Source organism: Burkholderia mayonis, from assembly GCF_001523745.2.
In the GTDB taxonomy this organism is placed as follows: domain Bacteria; phylum Pseudomonadota; class Gammaproteobacteria; order Burkholderiales; family Burkholderiaceae; genus Burkholderia; species Burkholderia mayonis.
This window is the reverse complement of record NZ_CP013386.1, coordinates 3,138,535-3,156,276: the sequence shown is the minus strand read 5'-3', so window position 1 is coordinate 3,156,276 and position 17,742 is coordinate 3,138,535. Positions and strand designations below refer to the sequence as shown.

The following is a 17,742-nucleotide window of genomic DNA, read 5'->3' as shown; positions in this document are numbered from 1 at the left end:
CGGGCGCGGCCAGGGGCGCCGAGGCGATGCGGGCGCTTTCCGGCGCTGCATCGTATCGGGCGTGCGGCACGTGGGTCGAGCGCGTCAGGCGCGGCGAGGGTCGCCGGCGCGAGGCGCGGTCAGCGATTTCGACGGTTCCAACTTTTCAGATGCGACGCTGCAAGCGCCGCGCGGCGCCGCACAAGTCGCGCAACACATCGCGTTCGTCCCGCTCGACGCACCGTGCACCAAGCATTCCCCGATCCGTCAAACCGCGGCCGGCTGCGAGAACACCGGTCCTTGCACGAGCCGCACGTCGTACTGACGCAGCAGCTCGAACTGCGTCTCGTCGACGACGTGATCGAAGATGAGCGGAATGCGCACGCGATGCGCATAGCCGACGAGCGCCTTCACCATCCCTTCCCGCAGCGCGATCGCCGCGTCCATCTTGATGTAGTCAGGCCGCGCCATGTCCGATTCGACGGCGAGGATCCGCCCCGGATCGGGCAGCTTGTCAGCGACCTTGAAGCCGTAGTGCTGATAACTCTTCGTCAGATAGCCGAGGAACGTCTTGTGCGCGACGGCCGCGGCCGGCAGCTCGATCACGACGCGCTCGGGCGACAGCCCGAACCCCTCGAGCACGCTCGAGAAGTGCTTGCCGTGGTCGTACTTGACGCTCTTCAGCAGCCGTTCGTGCACGCGCAGGAACAGCAGTCCGTGCCGCTGCGCGCCGAAGAAGTTGATCGCGTGCAGGCTGCGCGCGAGCCGGTCGAGCGCGACGAGCTCCTGATCGTCGGCGACGGCATCGATCGGATCGAACGGCGCGCCGCCCATGTGCGTGATCGCCTGGAAGCCGAGTTCGTCGCCGTAGCGCTCGATCGCGTCGGTGAGCGATGTCGATTGCGGCGCGCCCGGCATCGACACGTCGTAGATGGGCTCGTATGCGCTTTCCAGTTTGAGATCGCGCAGGTGCGCGTACGCGCTTTGCGCGCCGTCGTCGAGTGCGAGGTGCTCACACAGGAACGGCAGCTTGCCCGCACGGGCGACGAGTTCGGGAATGGTGGGCGGAACCATGGACTCCGGATGGAAGAAATGTGGCCGAAACGGCCGCCGTATATGAACGATAGTAGCAGCGCCGGGCGCGATTGGCTGCGCGAGTTGTTCATATCGATATTGGCTCCGCTATTGGCTCCGCGCCGGCGCCTAGGGTATACGTTAATTTCACTAATCGTAATTGGTTTTACTATTCGTAAATCAACGATGTTGACGCAGATCAAGCAGTCAGACGCGCCGCTTGTCCGACGAAAGCGGCGCATCCCTCAATACGGAGCAAGGAGCGACAGATGGCGGGTGACAAGAAATTTGCATCGCAGGCGGACCTGACCGAGAAGAAGGTGACGTTCGAACGCCTGTCCGAGCACGCGTACGCCTATACGGCGGAAGGCGATCCGAACACGGGGATCATCGTCGGCGACGACGCGGTGCTCGTCGCCGACACGCAGGCGACGCCCGTGATGGCCGAGGACGTGATCCGGCGGATCCGCGAAGTCACCGACAAGCCGATCAAGTACGTGCTGCTCACGCACTACCACGCGGTGCGGGTGCTGGGCGCGTCCGCGTACGGTGCCGATCATGTGATCGCGAGCCAGGACACGCGCGACCTGATCGTCGAGCGCGGCGCGGCCGACATGAAGAGCGAGATCGAGCGCTTTCCGCGCCTGTTCCGCTCGGTCGAGTCGGTGCCGGGCCTCACTTGGCCGACGCTCACGTTCAAGGGCGAGATGACGCTTTGGCTCGGCAAGCTCGAAGTGAGGATCATGCAGCTTGGCCGCGGTCACACGAAGGGCGACACGGTCGTGTGGCTGCCGCAGGAGAAGGTGCTGCTGTCGGGCGACCTCGTCGAATACGGCGCGACGCCGTATGCGGGCGATGCGTATTTCCAGGACTGGCCGCACACGCTCGACGCGATCGCGGCGCTCAAGCCGGAGAAGCTCGTGCCGGGCCGCGGCGCCGCGCTGAAGACGCCGCAGGAAGTCGCGGACGGCCTCGCGGGCACGCGCGCGTTCGTGAGCGAGCTGTACGCGAAGGTGAAGTCCGGTGCGGCGGCGGGCAAGGATTTGAACGCGATCTACAAGGAAACGTATGCGGAGCTGAAGCCGAAGTTCGGCGAGTGGGTGATCTTCGACCACTGCATGCCGTTCGACGTGACGCGCGCGTTCGACGAGGCCACGCAATATCCGGATCCGCGGATCTGGACGGCCGAGCGCGACAAGGACATGTGGCAAACCCTGGAAGGCTGAGCACGGCGGGCGGCGATCATGACTATCGATTATCAGACGCTCAAGTTCGATTATCGTCCGCGCGCCGCCGGCGCCGACGCGGGCGAGCCGCACCCGGCGGTCGTCGTCGGCGCGGGGCCCGTCGGGCTCGCGGCGGCGATCGATCTCGCGCAGCAGGGCGTGCCCGTCGTGGTGCTCGACGACGACGACACGCTGTCGACCGGCTCGCGCGCGATCTGCTTCGCCAAGCGCACGCTCGAGATCTTCGATCGTCTCGGCTGCGGCGAGCGGGTGGCGCAGAAGGGCGTGAGCTGGCACGTCGGCAAGGTGTTCCTGCAAGACGAACTGATCTACGCGTTCGACTTGTTGCCCGAGGCCGGGTACGCGCGGCCGGCGTTCGTCAACTTGCAGCAATACTACGTCGAGGGCTATCTGGCCGAGCGCGCGTTCGAGCTGCCGAATCTCGATCTGCGCTGGAAGAACCGCGTGACGGGAATCCGGCAGACGCCCGACCATGCGGAGCTCGAAATCGACACGCCGGAAGGGCCGTACACGCTGCGCGCGCGCTACGTGATCGCGGCCGACGGCTCGAAGAGCCCGCTGCGCGCGATGATGGGCCTCGACAGCCGCGGCCGCACGTTCAAGGACCGTTTCCTGATCGCCGACGTGAAGATGAAGGCGCCGTTTCCGGCCGAGCGCTGGTTCTGGTTCGATCCGCCGTTCCATCGCAATCAGTCGGTGCTGCTGCACCGTCAGCCGGACGACATGTGGCGCATCGATTTCCAGCTCGGCTGGGACGCCGATCCCGTCGCCGAGAAAGCGCCGGAGCGTGTGGTTTCGCGCGTGCGCGCGCTGCTCGGGCCCAACGTCGAGTTCGAGCTCGAATGGGTGAGCGTCTATACGTTCCGCTGCCAGCGGATGGGCAGCTTCCGGCACGGCCGCGTGCTGTTCGCGGGCGACTCGGCGCACGGCGTGTCGCCGTTCGGCGCGCGCGGCGCGAACAGCGGCGTGCAGGACACCGACAACCTCGCGTGGAAGCTGAAGCTCGTGCTCGACGGCCAGGCGCCCGATCGCCTGCTCGACACGTACGCCAGCGAGCGCGAATTCGCGGCCGACGAGAACATCCGCAACTCGACGCGCTCGACCGATTTCATCACGCCGAAGAGCCCGATCTCGCGCGTGTTCCGCGACGCGACGCTCAAGCTTGCGCGCGATTGCGAGTTCGCGCGCAAGCTCGTCAACAGCGGCCGGCTGTCGGTGCCGGCGGTGCTCGCCGACTCGCCGCTCAATACGCCCGATCGCGCGGGCGACGCGTTCGAACGCGCGCCGGTTCCGGGTGCGGTTGCGCTTGATGCGCCCGTGCTCGCGAACGGCGAGTCCGGCTGGCTGCTGCGGCATCTGAAGGACGGCTTCGCCGGCGTCCTGTTCGGCTCGATCGGCGATGCGCCCGCGCTCGTCGACGCGACGCGCGGCCAAGCGCCGCCCGTCGCGCCCGTGCTCGTCGTGCCGAAGGGCGAAGCGCGCGCGGTGACGGGCGTCGACGTGATCGAGGACAGCGAAGGGCTTGCCGCGCAGCGCTACGACGCGCGTCCCGGCACGTTCTACCTGCTGCGTCCGGACCAGCACGTCTGCGCGCGCTTTCGCGCGGCGGACGCGAGCGCGGTGCGCGCGGCGCTCGCGCGCGCGCTCTGCAACGCGTGACCGCAACACATATCGACAGAGACCAGGAGACACCCGATGCACCTCGACGCTCGCTTGCGTCTGTCCGATCCGGACGCATTCTACGAAGCGCTGATCGACATGCACCGCGACTTGCCCGACAGCGAGAGCCAGTTCGTCAACGCGAAGCTGATCCTGCTGCTCGCGAACCAGGTCGGCGATCTCGACGTGCTGCGCGAAGCGATGGCGCTCGCGCGCAGCGGCGCTGTGACGCTCGACGGCGCGCCCGGCGCGTCGGCGCCGCAATGACCGCGCCCGCCGCCGCACGCGTGCTCGACGAAATGCACCGGCCCGCGTTTCACGTGATGCCGCTCGCGCGCTGCGGGCCGTGTCTCGTGATCGGCGGCTTCGATGCGCAGGCGATGGGCTACGTCGCGCCGAGCGTGATGCGCGACGCGGTCTACGCGAGCGGCACGGCCGTCGTCGTCGGCACGGTGCTGCAGACGGGCGGCGTGATCGGTACGCTGTCGCTCGGCTGGTTCATCGAACGGCACGGCTTCGCGCGCGTGCTGCTCGCGTGCTTCGCATGCGCGACGATCGCGGTCGGCCTGATCGGCTCGGTCGCGCATGCGTTTCCCTGGCTGCTCGCAGCCGTGTTCGTCGGCGGCTTTTGCATCGTCGGCGGACAGCCCGCGGTCAACGCGCTCGCGGGCCGTCATTACCCGACGTCGCTGCGCTCGACGGGCATCGGCTGGAGCCTCGGCGTGGGCCGCGTCGGCTCCGTGCTCGGGCCGCTCGTCGGCGGGCAACTGATCGCACTGGGCTGGTCGAACGATGCGCTGTTTCACGCGGCGGCCGTGCCGGTGCTGTGCTCGGCCGTCTTCGTGATCGGCCTCGCGAGCGTGACGCGGCGGCGCGGCGCGGCCGCGCCGAACGTCGCTTGAATGGAGAGAACGACAATCATGACACTGGATTTTTCGAAACCGGGCGAAGCGGGCTACCAGAGCGGCTTCGCGAACGAATTCGCGACCGAGGCGCTGCCGGGCGCGCTGCCGCACGCGCGCAACTCGCCGCAGCGCGCGCCGTATGGGCTCTATGCGGAGCAGCTGTCCGGCACCGCGTTCACTGCGCCGCGCGGCCACAACCGCCGGTCGTGGCTGTACCGGATCCGGCCGGCCGCCGTGCATCGGCCGTTCGAGCTCGTGTCCGGCGAGCGTCGGATCGTCGCCGACTTCGGCGATTCGGACGACGTGCCGCCGACGCCGCCGAACCAGTTGCGCTGGGACCCGCTGCCGATGCCCGCGCAGCCGACCGATTTCGTCGACGGCTGGGTGACGATGGCGGGCAACGGCTCCGCCGCCGCGATGAGCGGCTGCGCGATTCATCTGTACGCGGCGAACCGCTCGATGCGCGACCGCTTCTTCTACAGCGCGGACGGCGAGCTCTTGATCGTCCCGCAGGAAGGGCGGCTCTTCATCATGACGGAGCTTGGCCGGCTCGACGTCGAGCCGTTCGAGATCGCGGTGATCCCGCGCGGCGTGCGCTTCTCGGTCGCGTTGCCGGACGGGCACGCGCGCGGCTATCTCTGCGAGAACTTCGGCGCGCTGCTGCGGCTGCCGGATCTCGGGCCGATCGGTTCGAACGGGCTTGCGAATCCGCGCGATTTCCTGACGCCGAACGCGTCGTACGAAGACCGCGAAGGCGCATTCGAGCTCGTCGCGAAGCTGAACGGCCGGCTTTGGCGCGCGGACATCGATCATTCGCCGTTCGACGTCGTCGCGTGGCACGGCAACTACGCGCCGTACAAGTACGACCTGCGTCACTTCAACACGATCGGCTCGATCAGCTACGACCATCCGGATCCGTCGATCTTCCTCGTGCTGCAGTCGCAAAGCGATACGCCGGGCGTCGACGCGATCGACTTCGTGATCTTCCCGCCGCGCTGGCTCGCGGCCGAGGATACGTTCCGCCCGCCGTGGTTCCATCGCAACGTCGCGAGCGAGTTCATGGGCCTCGTGCACGGCGTCTACGACGCGAAGGCGGAAGGCTTCTTGCCGGGCGGCGCGAGTCTGCACAACTGCATGTCGGGCCACGGGCCGGATGCGGACACGTTCGAGAAGGCTTCTTCGATCGATACGTCGAAGCCGAACAAGGTCGGCGACACGATGGCGTTCATGTTCGAGACCCGCACGCTGATCCGTCCGACGCGCTTCGCGCTCGACACGGCGCAATTGCAGGCGAACTACTTCGAATGCTGGCAAGGCCTCGAAAAACACTTCAACCCGGAGCAACGATGAGCGCTATCCCCGGCGCGCTGCGCGCGACCCTCGATCCTTCCCGTAAGAGCTGGCTCGACGCGGCGAACGACGCCGCGTGCGATTTCCCGATCCAGAACCTGCCGTTCGGCATCTTCAGCGATGCGCGCCATCCGGCGCGTCGCGCGGGCGTCGCGCTCGGCGATGCGATCGTCGATCTCGCCGAGCTCGCACGCGCGGGCCTGCTGACGGTGCAGGGCGGAGCGGCCGTGTTCGAGCGGCCGTCGCTGAACGACTTCATCGCGCTCGGCCGCGACGCGTGGCGCAGCGTGCGCATCCAGTTGAGCGCGCTCTTCGAGCGCGGCGATGCGCGGTTGCGCGACGACGCCGTGCTGCGCGCGCGCGTGCTCGTCGCGCAGCGCGACGCGACGCTGCATCTGCCCATCGACATTCCCGGCTACACCGATTTCTACTCGTCGAAGGAGCACGCGACGAACGTCGGCTCGATGTTTCGCGATCCGAAGAATGCGCTGTTGCCGAACTGGTCCGAGATGCCGATCGGCTACAACGGCCGGGCGTCGTCGGTCGTCGTGAGCGGTACGCCGGTGCGCCGGCCGAATGGGCAGCTGAAGCTGCCGGACGGCGATCGCCCGGTGTTCGGCGCGTGCCGCAAGCTCGACATCGAGCTGGAGACGGGCTTCGTCGTCGGCCGCGGCAATGCGCTCGGCGAGCCGATCGCGTGCGAGGACGCGGAGTCGCACATCTTCGGAATGGTGCTCCTGAACGACTGGAGCGCGCGCGACATCCAGCAATGGGAATACGTGCCGCTCGGGCCGTTCAACGCGAAGACGTTCGCGACGTCGATCTCGCCGTGGATCGTCACGCTCGACGCGCTCGAGCCGTTCCGCACCGAGCAGCCGAAGCAGGAGCCGGAGCCGCTCGCGTATCTGCGCCACGGCGGCAAGCACGCGTTCGACGTCGAGCTCGAAGTGCGCCTGAAGCCGGACGGCGCGGCGGACGCGACGGCGATCTCGCGCACGAACTTCAAACACATGTACTGGACGATGGCGCAGCAGCTCGCGCATCACACAGTGTCGGGGTGCAACACGCGGGTCGGCGATCTGATGGGCTCGGGCACGATCAGCGGGCCGACGCGGGATTCGTTCGGCAGCCTGCTCGAGCTGACGTGGAACGGCAAGGAGCCGATCGCGCTCGCGAGCGGCGGCACGCGCGCGTTCATCGAAGACGGCGACGAGCTGACGCTTGCCGGCTGGTGCGAGGGCGATGGGTATCGCGTCGGCTTCGGCACGTGCGTCGGGAAGATTCTGCCGGCGTTGAGCTGATGACGCGGTAGGGCGCGCAGCGGGCCGCGACGCCTTGTGCGATCGACGTCGCAAAAGGGCGGTGCGAAAGGACGGCGCGCGGTCATCGAATCGGGCGCTTGCGGCTTCGAGGCTGCAAGCGCCCGCGTTGTTTTGGCATCGTGTCTTGGTTTCGCGATACCGCCGCGCGATTGGACCCGGTGTCGCCCGGCGCGACGCCAGTGGACGGGGGCGAGCATCGACACGGGCGCGCCGTTTCGCTCGATGCTCTCGCGTGACGGATTCGCGTCGCGCATCGATGGTGGGAGCCTCGGGCGGTGTGCGTGTCAGAACGCATTCGCGTGCTCGACGCGACGACCACGGCCATCTTGATCGACGCGATCACCGCATCGCGTCACCGCTCTTGCCGAGCGGCTTGCACCGGCAACGCGCGCCGCTCCCACAGCGCCGCGCCGACGAACGCGAGCGCCGACACGATCAGCACGCCGATCAGCGCATCGCCGCCCAACTGCTTCATCAGCGCGCCCGCGACGAGCGGCCCGCCGAAGCTCGCCGCGCTCCAAGACGCCGACACGAGCGAGCTCGCCGTCACGAGCGCCGAGCCGCGAAAGCGCTGCCCGCATGCAACGAGCGACAGCGTGTAGACGCTGCCCGCCGCCGCGCCGAGCACGAAGAGAAGCGGCCAGCAGAGCCACGGCGTCGCGACGACGGCGGGCAGGAGCGGCAGCAGCGCGAGCACGACGCAGCCCGCGCCGATGTGCACGCGTTCGCGGCCGAGCTTGTCGGCGAGCCAGCCGATCGGGAACTGCATCGCGGTGTCGCCGAACAGCAGGATCGCCGCGAGCAGCACGGCCGTATCGCTCGCGACGCCGCGCTCCATCGCGAAGAGCGGCAACAGCGACAGCGCGAGCGTGTCGAACAGCGCGAAGAACGCGGTGCCGACGATGAGCGCGGGCATCTTCGGCATCACGCGCGTCCAGCGATCGTGCGCTTCGTGATGCGGCTCGTCGCCGACAGGCGTCTTGCGGATCGACGCGAGCGACGGCAGCGCGAGCAGGAAGAGCGCGCCGCTCAGCGCGAAGCGCGCGTTCGTCATCCCGGCGATCTGGCTGACGAGCACGGGGCCCGCCATCTGGAACAGCGTGAAGTTCGTCGCGTAGATCGCGACGACGCGTCCGCGCGTCGCATCGTCGGCGAGCTGGTTGACCCACGCCTCGCCGATCGTGAAGAGCAGCATCAGCGCCGCGCCGCAGACGACGCGCAGCACGCCCCAGACGACGAGGCTCGACGTGAACTGCATCAGCGCGGTCGCCGCGGCGAGCACGAGCACCGATGCGACGATGACCTGCCGCGCGCCGAGACGCTTCGTGATCGCCGACACGAACGGCACGACGACGAGGCCGCCGCCTGCCTGCGCGGCGGTCAGCATGCCGACGATGTCGGTGCCGTGGCCCGCTTCGGTGAGCGCGAGTGCGGTGAGGGGGAGCGTGGCGCCCGTGCCCAGGCCGACCACGGCGACGCTGAGAATGAGCGCGAGGAAATCGCGGGTGAGGATCGTCTTCATAACGGCCGTGATGCTACACCGGCGGGCGGAATCGCTCCATCGCGATGCGTGTTGCGCGGTCCGGCGGAGCCGACGCGTCGGTCGGGCATGCGCGAGGACGAGCGTGTGCTGCGGGAACGGCGGCGTTCGGTGCGCGCGGCGAACGAAACGTCGCCGTCGGCGTCACGCGCATTCGGCGGGCCCCGCGATCGCGCGCCGTTCGAGCGACGCCGACCACAACGTCAGCGCGAGCGCCGCCGCCGCGAGCGCGGCGCCCGCCCACGGCAGCTTCGCGAGCGGCACGCCCGCGTGGATCGCGGCGCCGCCCAACCAGGCGCCGAGCGCGTTGCCGAGATTGAACGCGCCCTGGTTGAGCGTCGACGCGAGATTCGGCGCGTGGCTCGCGCGATCGACGATCAGGATCTGCAGAGGCGGCACGATCGCGAACGCGAGCACGCCCCATACGAAGATCGTCGCGAGCGCAGGCAACGGCGCGTGCATCGTGCCCGCGAACGCGGCGAGCACGACGCCGATCGCGGCGAGCGTCGCGACGAGCGACGGCATCCGCCGCCAGTCGGCGAGCTTGCCGCCCACCGTGCCGCCGACCGTCAGGCCGAGGCCGAAGAGCAGCAGCACGAGCGTGACGTCGTGAGGCGTGAAGCGCGTCACGTCTTCGAGGATCGGCGTGATGTACGTGAACACGGTGAAGAGGCTCGCCGACGCGAGCACGCTGATGCCGAGCACCATCAGCACCTGTGGATTGCGCAGCACGCCGAACTCGCGCGCGATGCCCGCCGCGGGCATCTCGAGGCGCTTCGGCACGCAGACGGCGAGCGCCGCCGCCGCGAGCGCGCCGATGCCGGTGACGGCCCAGAACGTCGCGCGCCAGCCGAACGCCTGCCCGAGCGCGGTGCCGAGCGGCACGCCGAGCACGTTCGCGAGCGTCAAGCCCGTGAACATCAGCGCGATCGCCTGCGCGCGCTTGTTCGGCGCGACGAGGCTGCTCGCGACGACCGAGCCGATCCCGAAGAACGCGCCGTGGCAGAACGCGGTGACGACGCGCGCGATCATCAGCGACGCGTAGCCGGGTGCGACCGCGCAAAAGAGATTGCCGACGATGAACACGCCGATGAGCGCGAGGAGCGCCGCCTTGCGCGGCATCTTCGCGGTGACGACGGCGAGGATCGGCGCGCCGATCGTGACGCCGAGCGCATAACCGGACACGAGCATGCCCGCCGCCGGAATCGACACGCCGAGATCGCGCGCGACGTTCGGCAGGAGGCCCATGATGACGAACTCGGTGGTACCGATACCAAATGCGGCAACGGCAAGGGCGAACAGGGGCAGTGGCATCGGAGACTCGCGGGAGGGCCGCCGCCTCCGGCGCCGCGGGATGCGGCGCGCCGATGGAAGCGCTCGGGACAGCCGCGATTTTATCTCAGGGAAAACCCCCGTGTTCGGGGCCTGATCAGGTGTTGCGCGCAGGCATCGGCGCGGCGTTCCACGCGTTTTCGTACAGGCATTCGTCGAGCGGCAGCCGCGCGGCCCAGCGCGCCTCTTCGAGCATCGGCTTCGCATAGAACGCATCGACGTGACCGAGGCACAGCACGGCGATCGGTTTCGCGCCGTCGGGCATCGCGAGCAGCCGGCGGAGCGCGTCGACGTCGAAGAGCGACACCCAGCCCATCCCGAGCCCTTCGGCGCGAGCGGCGAGCCACATGTTCTGGATCGCGCACGCAGCCGACGCGAGGTCCATCTCCGGCAGCGTGCGGCGGCCGAAGACGTGCCGCTCGCGTCCGTCGGCGAGCGCGACGACGAGGAGCTCGCCGCATTCGCGCACGCCTTCGACCTTCAGCCGCATGAATTCATCGTGGCGCTCGCCGAGCGCATCGGCGGTCGCGCGGCGCTCCGCGTCGACGAGCCCGTGGATGCGTTCGCGCAGCGCGGGATCGGTCACGCGGATGAAGCGCCACGGTTGCATGAAGCCGACGCTCGGCGCGTGATGCGCGGCGCGCAGCAGGCGGGCGAGCACGGCGGGATCGACCGGGGCGGACGTGAAATGGCGCATGTCGCGCCGCTCGAAGATCGCCCGATAGACGGCGGCGATCGCGGGTTCGTCGAAACGCATGATGGACTGGCAAGGCGGGTGGAGGCGAATCGCCGCAACGATAGCAGACTCGCGCGACGCGCCAATAAGGGGTTCAGCCGACTTGATGAGGCTCGGCTGCGCTCGCCGTCACCCCTGCCGTGCAGCGTCGACGACGTTCTGCGGCGTGCCGTCCTGCCACGCGCGGATGTTCGACAGCGTCGTATGCGCGATCTCCGCGAGGGCCTCGCGCGTGAAGAATGCCTGGTGCGACGTGACAATCACGTTCGGGAACGTCAGCAGCCGCGCGAGCACGTCGTCCTGCAGCGGGCGGTCGGAATGGTCTTCGAAGAAGAGTCCGCTTTCCTCCTCATAGACGTCGAGCCCGAGGTGCCCGAGCTGGCCCGTCTTCAGCGCGTCGATCAGCGCCTGCGTGTCGACGAGCCCGCCGCGGCTCGTGTTGATCAGCATCGCGCCCGGCTTCATTCGCGCAAGCGCGTCGGCGTCGATCAGATGATGGGTGGTGGGCATCAGCGGGCAGTGCAGGCTCACGATGTCCGATTCCGCGAGCAGCGCGTCGAGTGTCACGTAGCGCACGCCGAGCGCGATCAGCGCATCGTCGTGCGGCGGCAGCGAATGCGCGAGCACGCGCATCCCGAAGCCCGCCATGATCCGCGCGAACACGCTGCCGATGAGGCCCGTACCGACCACGCCGACCGTCTTGCCGAAGAGATCGAAGCCGAGCAGCCCGTTCAGCGAGAAATCGCCTTCGCGGGTGCGCGCGACGGCGCGCGGCAGGCGTCGGTTGAGCGCGAGGATCAACGCGACCGCGTGCTCGGCGACCGCGTGCGGCGAGTACGCGGGCACGCGTACGACGGTGAGCCCGAGCCGGGCGGCCGCCGCGAGGTCGACGTGGTTGAAGCCCGCCGAGCGCAGCGCGACGACGCGCGTGCCGCCCGCGGCGAGCGCCCCGAGCACGGCCGCGTCGAGCGTGTCGTTGACGAACGGACACACGACCTCGTAGCCGCGCGCGAGGACCGCCGTCTCCGCATCGAGATGGGAAGGCTGGAAATGCAGCCGGTAGCCGAACGATTGATTGGCGGCGTCGAACGAGTCGTGGTCGTACTGCCGGCTGCTGAAAAGAATGATGCGCACGCTTTGCCTCCGGTAAAGGTGCGCATCAGTTTACTTCAGTCGGGCGTCACTGGAGCCCGGCGACGACGTCGGGACGCTTGGCCGTGCCGGCCTCGCGCATGAAGTAGTGGCCGTTCGTTTCGGTCTTCTGGCCGCCGAGGTGGTACAGCGCGTGCTCGACGAAGCTGCGGGTGCGCGCCGGCAGGAACTGGCGGTTCGGATAGACGATCGACAACTGCGTGTCGGGATCGTCGATCCGGTAGTCGCCGAGGATCCGCACGAGCTCGCCGCTTTCGAGCGCGTCAGCGATGTAGCTTTCCGGCAGCACCGAGATGCCGGTGCCGGCGAGCGTCGCCGCGCGCACCATCGACGCACTGTTGACCGTGTAGACGGGCTGCAGCGACACGACGTGCGTGAAGTGGTCCGGATCGACGAAGCGCCAGGTCGACGAGTGCTGGTCGGCCGGCAGCGCGATGCACGAATGGCGGACGAGATCGTCCGGACGGTGCGGCGCGCCGTGCCGTTCGATATACGAAGGCGCGGCGCACAGCGCGAGCGTGTTCGGCATCAGCGGATGGCCGATCAGCGCTGGATTGCCGTCGAGACGGCCGCCCGTGACGAGGCCCGCGTCATAGCCGGCTTCGATCACGTCGAGCGGACCTTCGGTCAGCGTCAGCTGTACGCGCACCTTCGGGTACTGACGACGGTAGCTGTCGACGAGGGGAGTGACCCGGCCGGGCGACAGCAACCCGGACACGGCGACGCGCAGTGTGCCGACGGGCTCGTGAACCGCCCGCTCGACGGAAGCCTCGAGCTGATCGAACTCCTCGAGTAGCGCCCGGCAGCCGTCGAGGTAGCGGATGCCCGCTTCCGTCAGCGACAGATTGCGCGTCGTGCGATGGATGAGACGCGTGTTCAGATGGGTTTCGAGCATCGCGATCGAACGCGTGACGAGCGCATTCGATACGCCGAGCTTCCGCGCCGCCCGCCGGAAGCTCTGCAGTTCTGCAACACATACGAAAACACGCATGGTCTGGATTTGGTTCATAGCTTTCGTTGGCCCATTAAATGATTATGTTGTGTTTTACGCCTTCGATCATGGCGAGCCGCAGGCTGTCGGATCAGCACAGGGCTTGTCTTAAATGTCAAATCATCGAAGGCTGGACAAATTGTTCAATAAGCTGACTGCATCAGTCAACTAAATAATTATTTCATCCCGAATGTAATAAATCGGCTGGCGGTCTCGTCGAACCTGATTTATGGGGTGTGAACCGATTCCGAGATTTGCGCGGGCGATATTCGATGGTTGCAGTGGTTTTAATCCCGGTGAGGCGGCCGCGCGGAGCGGCTGACGCGGTACCGTTTCCAAACCGGGACTCCGCTGGTTCGGAGTGCGGAGCGCCGTGCGCAGGATGCCGGCGGTGTATTTTTTTGGTGATTTTTGTGTGTGAATTGCAATGCCGTCACCAGTTCTTTTCCGGTGCGGAACAAATAAATTTGCTGCATTGCATCGAATGGTTAATGCAAGATTTTTCGGGAAGTTTGACGATTCGGCTTGCAAAGAATGATTTTTCGATTTAGTAGGGGGATGCCGATTTGGCCTATTCGAGCGGAAGCGGCGGGATTTTTCCGAGGCCGTCGCGCGAAAAAAGCACGGACGGTCGGATGAATGCCGGGCGGTCGGCGGGCGTCAAGCCCGGATTCGTCGCAGGTGGCCTGTCGAAGTCGACAGGCCGGGCGTCCGCCTCGCCGCGCGGCGGGCCGGCGGTCCGCCGCGACGTTCGGCCGCCCGCCGGCGGCTGGGCCGAACAGCGGGGCCGCGTCGTTGCGCTGCTTGGCGCCGCGCACGCATCCGAAGCTCGCGTCGATCAAAACACTTGCGCATTGCAACGGTTCGCGGAATGATCGACCGATTACCGCATTCTCAACCTGTTGTTCCGCCTAGGGCGTGTTCACACTATCGAAGGGCTTCGACAATCAGGGCGAAGTTGATAAAGGCAATGAACATCAGATCGAGTTTGTCGAAGCGCGAGAAGATGCGACGAAAGCCCTTCAATCGACGGAACAGCCGCTCGACTTCGTTGCGACGTTTGTACATTTCCCGGTCGTACTCCCAAGGCTCGACGCGCGTGCTCAACGGAGGAACGACCGGGATGAAACCGAGATCGAGCGCGAGCTGTCGGGTTTCGTTACCTTCGTACGCCTTGTCCATCAGCAGGTGCAGCGGCCGATTCGGCGGTCCCAGGCGCTCGAGCAGTGCACGTCCGTGCGGCGCATCGCCGGCTTGACCGGGCGACAGTGCGAACGTTATGGCTGTTCGAGCATCCGCGGCAACCATATGAATCTTGGTTGTCCATCCTCCACGGGACTTGCCGATAGCTTGGGGTCCATTTTTTTTAACGCACCGGTGCCGTCAGGATGAACCTTCACGATCGTGCTATCCAGCGATACCGCTTCAATTCGGACGCGAATAATCTGTGCGCGCTGCAACTCCGTGAACACTCGGTCCAGTACGCCGTTGCGAGACCAACGATTCATGCGCGTGTAGATCGTATGCCAGCGACCGAAACGTGGCGGCAGGCCGCGCCATTTACATCCGTGCTCAGCAACATAGAGGATCGCGTTGAGCACTTGCAGGTTCGGCAGGCTCACATTGCCTCGCTGTCGCGGCAGGCAATGTTCGATCTGTTTGTATTGGGCTTCGGAGATTTCCATCCCCGAAGCATAACCTTAAATCAATGTAGTGTGAACACGCCATAGCCCATGTCCACGACCGATTACTCGCCGATTCCCTGTCCCGTCGTCGTTCCGCTCGACGCGATCCTGCCCGAAGAACCGCTCCTCATGATGGGCGCCGGTCCCGTGCCGATCCCGGCCGCGGTCGCGAAGGCGAACACGATCGTGATCAACCATCTGGGCGCGACGATGGCGAAGATCATCGAGCAGGTGAAGGAAATGGCGCGCTACGTGTTCCAGACGCGCACGAAGTGGGTGTTGGGCGTCGCGGGCCCCGGCTCCGCCGCGATGGAGATGGCGATCTCGAATCTCGCGTGGCGCGGCGCCAAGGTGCTGTCGATCAAGAACGGCTTTTTCAGCGCGCGGATGGCCGAGATGGCGACGCGCGTCGGCGCGGACGTCGCGACGATCGACGTGCCCGACCGTTCCGTCGCGAGCCTCGACGAAATCGCCGGCGCGATCGCGCGCGAGCGCCCGGAGATCGTCACGATCGTCCATGGCGAGACGTCGAACACCGTCTGGAACCGCCATCTGAAGGAAATCGCGGCGATCGCCAAGACGGCAGGCGCGCTCGTCGTCGTCGACGCGGTCTGCACGCTGTCGACGATGCCGCTCGACATGGATGCGTGGGGCATCGACGCCGTGATCACGGGGGGGCAAAAGGGGCTGTCGTCGATTCCGGGCGTGTCGCTGATCGCGTTCTCCGACGCTGCGTGGGAGCGGATGAAGAGCCGCCCGGAGCCGAACACGCACTGGTGCCTCGACATGGCGCTCGCCGAGCACTTCTGGCACAACGCCGGCTACCACTACACGGCGCCCGTGTCCGGCGTGCTCGCGCTGCACGAGGCGCTGCGGCTCGTTTGCGCGGAGACGCTCGAGAACCGCTACGCGCGCCATCTGCGCTGCTCCCTCGCGCTGCAGGCGGGGGTTATGGGGATGGGGCTCGAGCTCTACGCGCCCCAGTCGTGCCGGCTGAATTCGGTCGTCGGCATCGCGGTGCCGGAAGGTCTCACGCCGGGGCTCATCTGCGGGCACATCTCGAAGCAGTATCAGGTCGAGATTTCGGGCTCGTTCGGCCTGCCGATCGTGCGGATCGGCCAGATGGGCGAGCAGTGCCGCGAGCACAACCTGTTCCGCACGCTGCATGCGTTCGGCCGCACGATGGTCGATCTGAAGGTGTCCGTCGATCTGCCGGCGGGCGTCGCGGCGCTCGAGCAGGCGCTGTCGGGGCGCGGCGAGTGACGTGAGCGCAAATGCGCGGGCCGCCTAGGCGGCCTGCATCGCCCGCCGGTATGCGCCCGGCGTTGCACTGTGCGTGTCGCGGAAGCGGTGGCTGAAGTGCGCGGCGTTCGCGTAGCCGCACTGCGCGGCGACCTGCGCGAGCGGAAGCGAAGTCGTGCGCAGCAGCGTGCGCGCTCGCGCGAGGCGCTGCTGCGCGATCCACGTGTGCGGCGCGCGGCCGAACGATACGCGGAACATTCGCGAGAAGTGGTATTCGGACCGCTAGGCGGCCGCGCCGCTGCCGGACAGGCGCGCCTGCCACTGATACAGCGCCGTCGACAGCGCGACGCCCGCCGCCGCCGCGACGGCCGCGCACAGGAACACCTGCGGATAGCCGAACGCGCCGGCGACGTAGCCGGCAAGCGGCCCCGTGATCCCGAGCGACAGATCGAGGAACACCGAATACGCGGACAGCGCCGCGCCGCGACTCGCGGGCGGCACGAGCGCGACCGCCTCGACGCCGAGCGCGGGGAAGATCAGCGCGAAACCGAAGCCCGTCAGCGCCGCGCCGACGAGCGCGACGTGCGGCACGGGCGCGAGCCACAGCATCAGGAGGCCCGCGCATTCGAACGCGAACGACACGATCGCGACGCGGAATCCGCCGTGTGTTTTGATCGTATTCGCGAACAACAGGCGCGCGCCGATGAAGAGCGTGCCGAACACGGTCAGCGACAGCGCCGCGTTCGGCCAGTGGCGTTCGGCGTAGTAGAGCGTGATGAAGGTCGCGATCGAGCCGAAGCCGGCCGAGCCGAGCGCGAGACCGAGGCCATGCGGCAGCACGCGGGTGAGCACGCTCGCATACGACATCCGTTCGCCGTGCACGAGCGGCACGGGCGCGATCAGCCGCGCGAGATAGTAGCCGCCGCCGGCGAGCGCGATCACGAGCACGCCGAGCACGGCGGGAATCAGCGCATGCGAGATCGCGACGCCGACGGGCGCGCCGATCGCGAGTGCGCCGTACGTTGCGATGCCGTTCCACGAGATCACGCGTGCGTTGTGCGCAGTGCCGACGCGGCCGATCCCCCACAGGATCGCGCCCGTGCCGACGAGACTCTCGCCGACGCCGAGCACGAGCCGGCTCGCGACGAGCAGCACGATGCTCGCGGCCGGCCAGCGCGCGAACGCGAACGCCGAAAGCAGCAGCGCGCCGCTCGCGCCGCACGCGGCGAGCCCGCGCAGCACGGTGCGCTTCGGGCCTAGCGTGTCCGCGCAGCGACCGGCGAGCGGCCGCGACGCGAGCGTTGCGAAATACTGCACGCTGATCGCCGCGCCCGCGACGATCGCGGAAAAGCCGAGCTCGTCATGCACGAAGCCCGGCAACACCGCGAGCGGCAGTCCGATGGTCAGGTAGCAGACGAACGTGAACGATACGACGGAGACGATCTGCAGCGTCGTGGCGAACGCGCTGCGCGGGGAAGGGGCGGAATCGGCGGACATTGGGGGACGGAACGAAGACGCGCATCCATTT

Annotated in this window: 15 protein-coding genes and 2 pseudogenes; 7 read left to right on the top strand and 10 right to left on the bottom strand. The window is 67.6% G+C overall.

The genetic code is table 11. The features are described 5' to 3' along the window. Positions 1–246 precede the first annotated feature (246 nt). Positions 247–1,053 (bottom strand): EAL domain-containing protein, encoded by an 807-nt coding sequence (locus WS70_RS15200; RefSeq protein WP_059470426.1) that lies wholly within the window; start codon positions 1,051–1,053, stop codon positions 247–249. Positions 1,054–1,322: 269 nt separating this feature from the next. Here WS70_RS15200 and WS70_RS15190 point away from each other — a divergent pair, with 269 nt between their 5' ends. The 6 genes and pseudogenes from WS70_RS15190 to fahA all read left to right on the top strand — a co-directional run bounded on the left by WS70_RS15190 (position 1,323) and on the right by fahA (position 7,515). Further along, positions 1,323–2,279 carry an MBL fold metallo-hydrolase gene (locus WS70_RS15190; RefSeq protein WP_059597304.1) on the top strand — a complete coding sequence of 319 codons (957 nt, stop codon included), beginning with the start codon at positions 1,323–1,325 and terminating at the stop codon, positions 2,277–2,279. Between the two features lie 18 nt (positions 2,280–2,297). Continuing rightward, positions 2,298–3,959 (top strand): FAD-dependent oxidoreductase, encoded by a 1,662-nt coding sequence (locus tag WS70_RS15185; RefSeq protein ID WP_059597303.1) that lies wholly within the window; start codon positions 2,298–2,300, stop codon positions 3,957–3,959. Between the two features lie 36 nt (positions 3,960–3,995). Further along, a complete protein-coding gene (locus WS70_RS15180; RefSeq protein ID WP_059597302.1) occupies positions 3,996–4,226 on the top strand; it encodes a DUF2783 domain-containing protein in 231 nt (76 codons plus the stop codon). A 128-nt stretch (positions 4,227–4,354) separates the two neighbouring features. Continuing rightward, positions 4,355–4,861 (top strand): annotated as a pseudogene (locus WS70_RS15175) (MFS transporter); the annotation flags it as partial. Positions 4,862–4,879: 18 nt separating this feature from the next. Then, positions 4,880–6,214 carry a homogentisate 1,2-dioxygenase gene (hmgA, locus tag WS70_RS15170; RefSeq protein WP_059470422.1) on the top strand — a complete coding sequence of 445 codons (1,335 nt, stop codon included), beginning with the start codon at positions 4,880–4,882 and terminating at the stop codon, positions 6,212–6,214. Further along, positions 6,211–7,515 carry a fumarylacetoacetase gene (gene fahA, locus WS70_RS15165; RefSeq protein ID WP_059597301.1) on the top strand — a complete coding sequence of 435 codons (1,305 nt, stop codon included), beginning with the start codon at positions 6,211–6,213 and terminating at the stop codon, positions 7,513–7,515. Before hmgA ends, fahA begins: the two co-directional genes overlap by 4 nt. Before the next feature lie 373 nt (positions 7,516–7,888). Here fahA and WS70_RS15155 read toward each other — a convergent pair whose 3' ends face one another. From WS70_RS15155 to WS70_RS15125, 7 genes are all read right to left on the bottom strand, one after another. Further along, positions 7,889–9,058: an MFS transporter gene (locus WS70_RS15155; RefSeq protein WP_059470420.1), complete on the bottom strand. Its 1,170-nt coding sequence runs from the start codon at positions 9,056–9,058 to the stop codon at positions 7,889–7,891. 162 nt (positions 9,059–9,220) lie between these two features. Then, positions 9,221–10,390, bottom strand: a complete 1,170-nt coding sequence (locus WS70_RS15150) for an MFS transporter (protein ID WP_059470419.1) — start codon at positions 10,388–10,390, stop codon at positions 9,221–9,223. Positions 10,391–10,505: 115 nt separating this feature from the next. After that, positions 10,506–11,165, bottom strand: a complete 660-nt coding sequence (gene bluB, locus WS70_RS15145; protein ID WP_059470418.1) for a 5,6-dimethylbenzimidazole synthase — start codon at positions 11,163–11,165, stop codon at positions 10,506–10,508. Positions 11,166–11,273: 108 nt separating this feature from the next. Further along, the gene (locus tag WS70_RS15140) at positions 11,274–12,278 is read right to left on the bottom strand and encodes a 2-hydroxyacid dehydrogenase (RefSeq protein ID WP_059470417.1); all 1,005 of its coding nucleotides are present in this window, start codon (positions 12,276–12,278) and stop codon (positions 11,274–11,276) included. Positions 12,279–12,324: 46 nt separating this feature from the next. Next, a complete protein-coding gene (locus WS70_RS15135; protein ID WP_059470416.1) occupies positions 12,325–13,305 on the bottom strand; it encodes a LysR family transcriptional regulator in 981 nt (326 codons plus the stop codon). Positions 13,306–13,455: 150 nt separating this feature from the next. After that, on the bottom strand, positions 13,456–13,818 hold the full coding sequence (locus WS70_RS31580; RefSeq protein ID WP_159082906.1) for a hypothetical protein: 363 nt from the start codon (positions 13,816–13,818) through the stop codon (positions 13,456–13,458). 396 nt (positions 13,819–14,214) lie between these two features. Beyond that, positions 14,215–14,972, bottom strand: a protein-coding gene (locus tag WS70_RS15125; protein ID WP_108033955.1) for an IS5 family transposase whose coding sequence is annotated in 2 segments (ribosomal slippage) — positions 14,215–14,657 and positions 14,657–14,972 — 759 coding nt in all. Because the reading frame shifts where the segments join, the coding sequence is not laid out codon by codon here. Positions 14,973–15,020: 48 nt separating this feature from the next. On the opposite strand from WS70_RS15125, the gene WS70_RS15120 reads away from it, so the two are divergent. Beyond that, entirely contained in the window at positions 15,021–16,235 is a 1,215-nt protein-coding gene (locus tag WS70_RS15120) for a pyridoxal-phosphate-dependent aminotransferase family protein (RefSeq protein WP_059470414.1), read from the top strand. Positions 16,236–16,259: 24 nt separating this feature from the next. Here WS70_RS15120 and WS70_RS15115 read toward each other — a convergent pair. Together WS70_RS15115 and WS70_RS15110 are read right to left on the bottom strand one after the other, a co-directional pair. Next, positions 16,260–16,493, bottom strand: a pseudogene (locus WS70_RS15115) (helix-turn-helix domain-containing protein); the annotation flags it as partial. A gap of 3 nt (positions 16,494–16,496) precedes the next feature. Next, entirely contained in the window at positions 16,497–17,711 is a 1,215-nt protein-coding gene (locus tag WS70_RS15110) for an MFS transporter (protein ID WP_059597636.1), read from the bottom strand. Between the last annotated feature and the right edge of the window lie 31 nt (positions 17,712–17,742).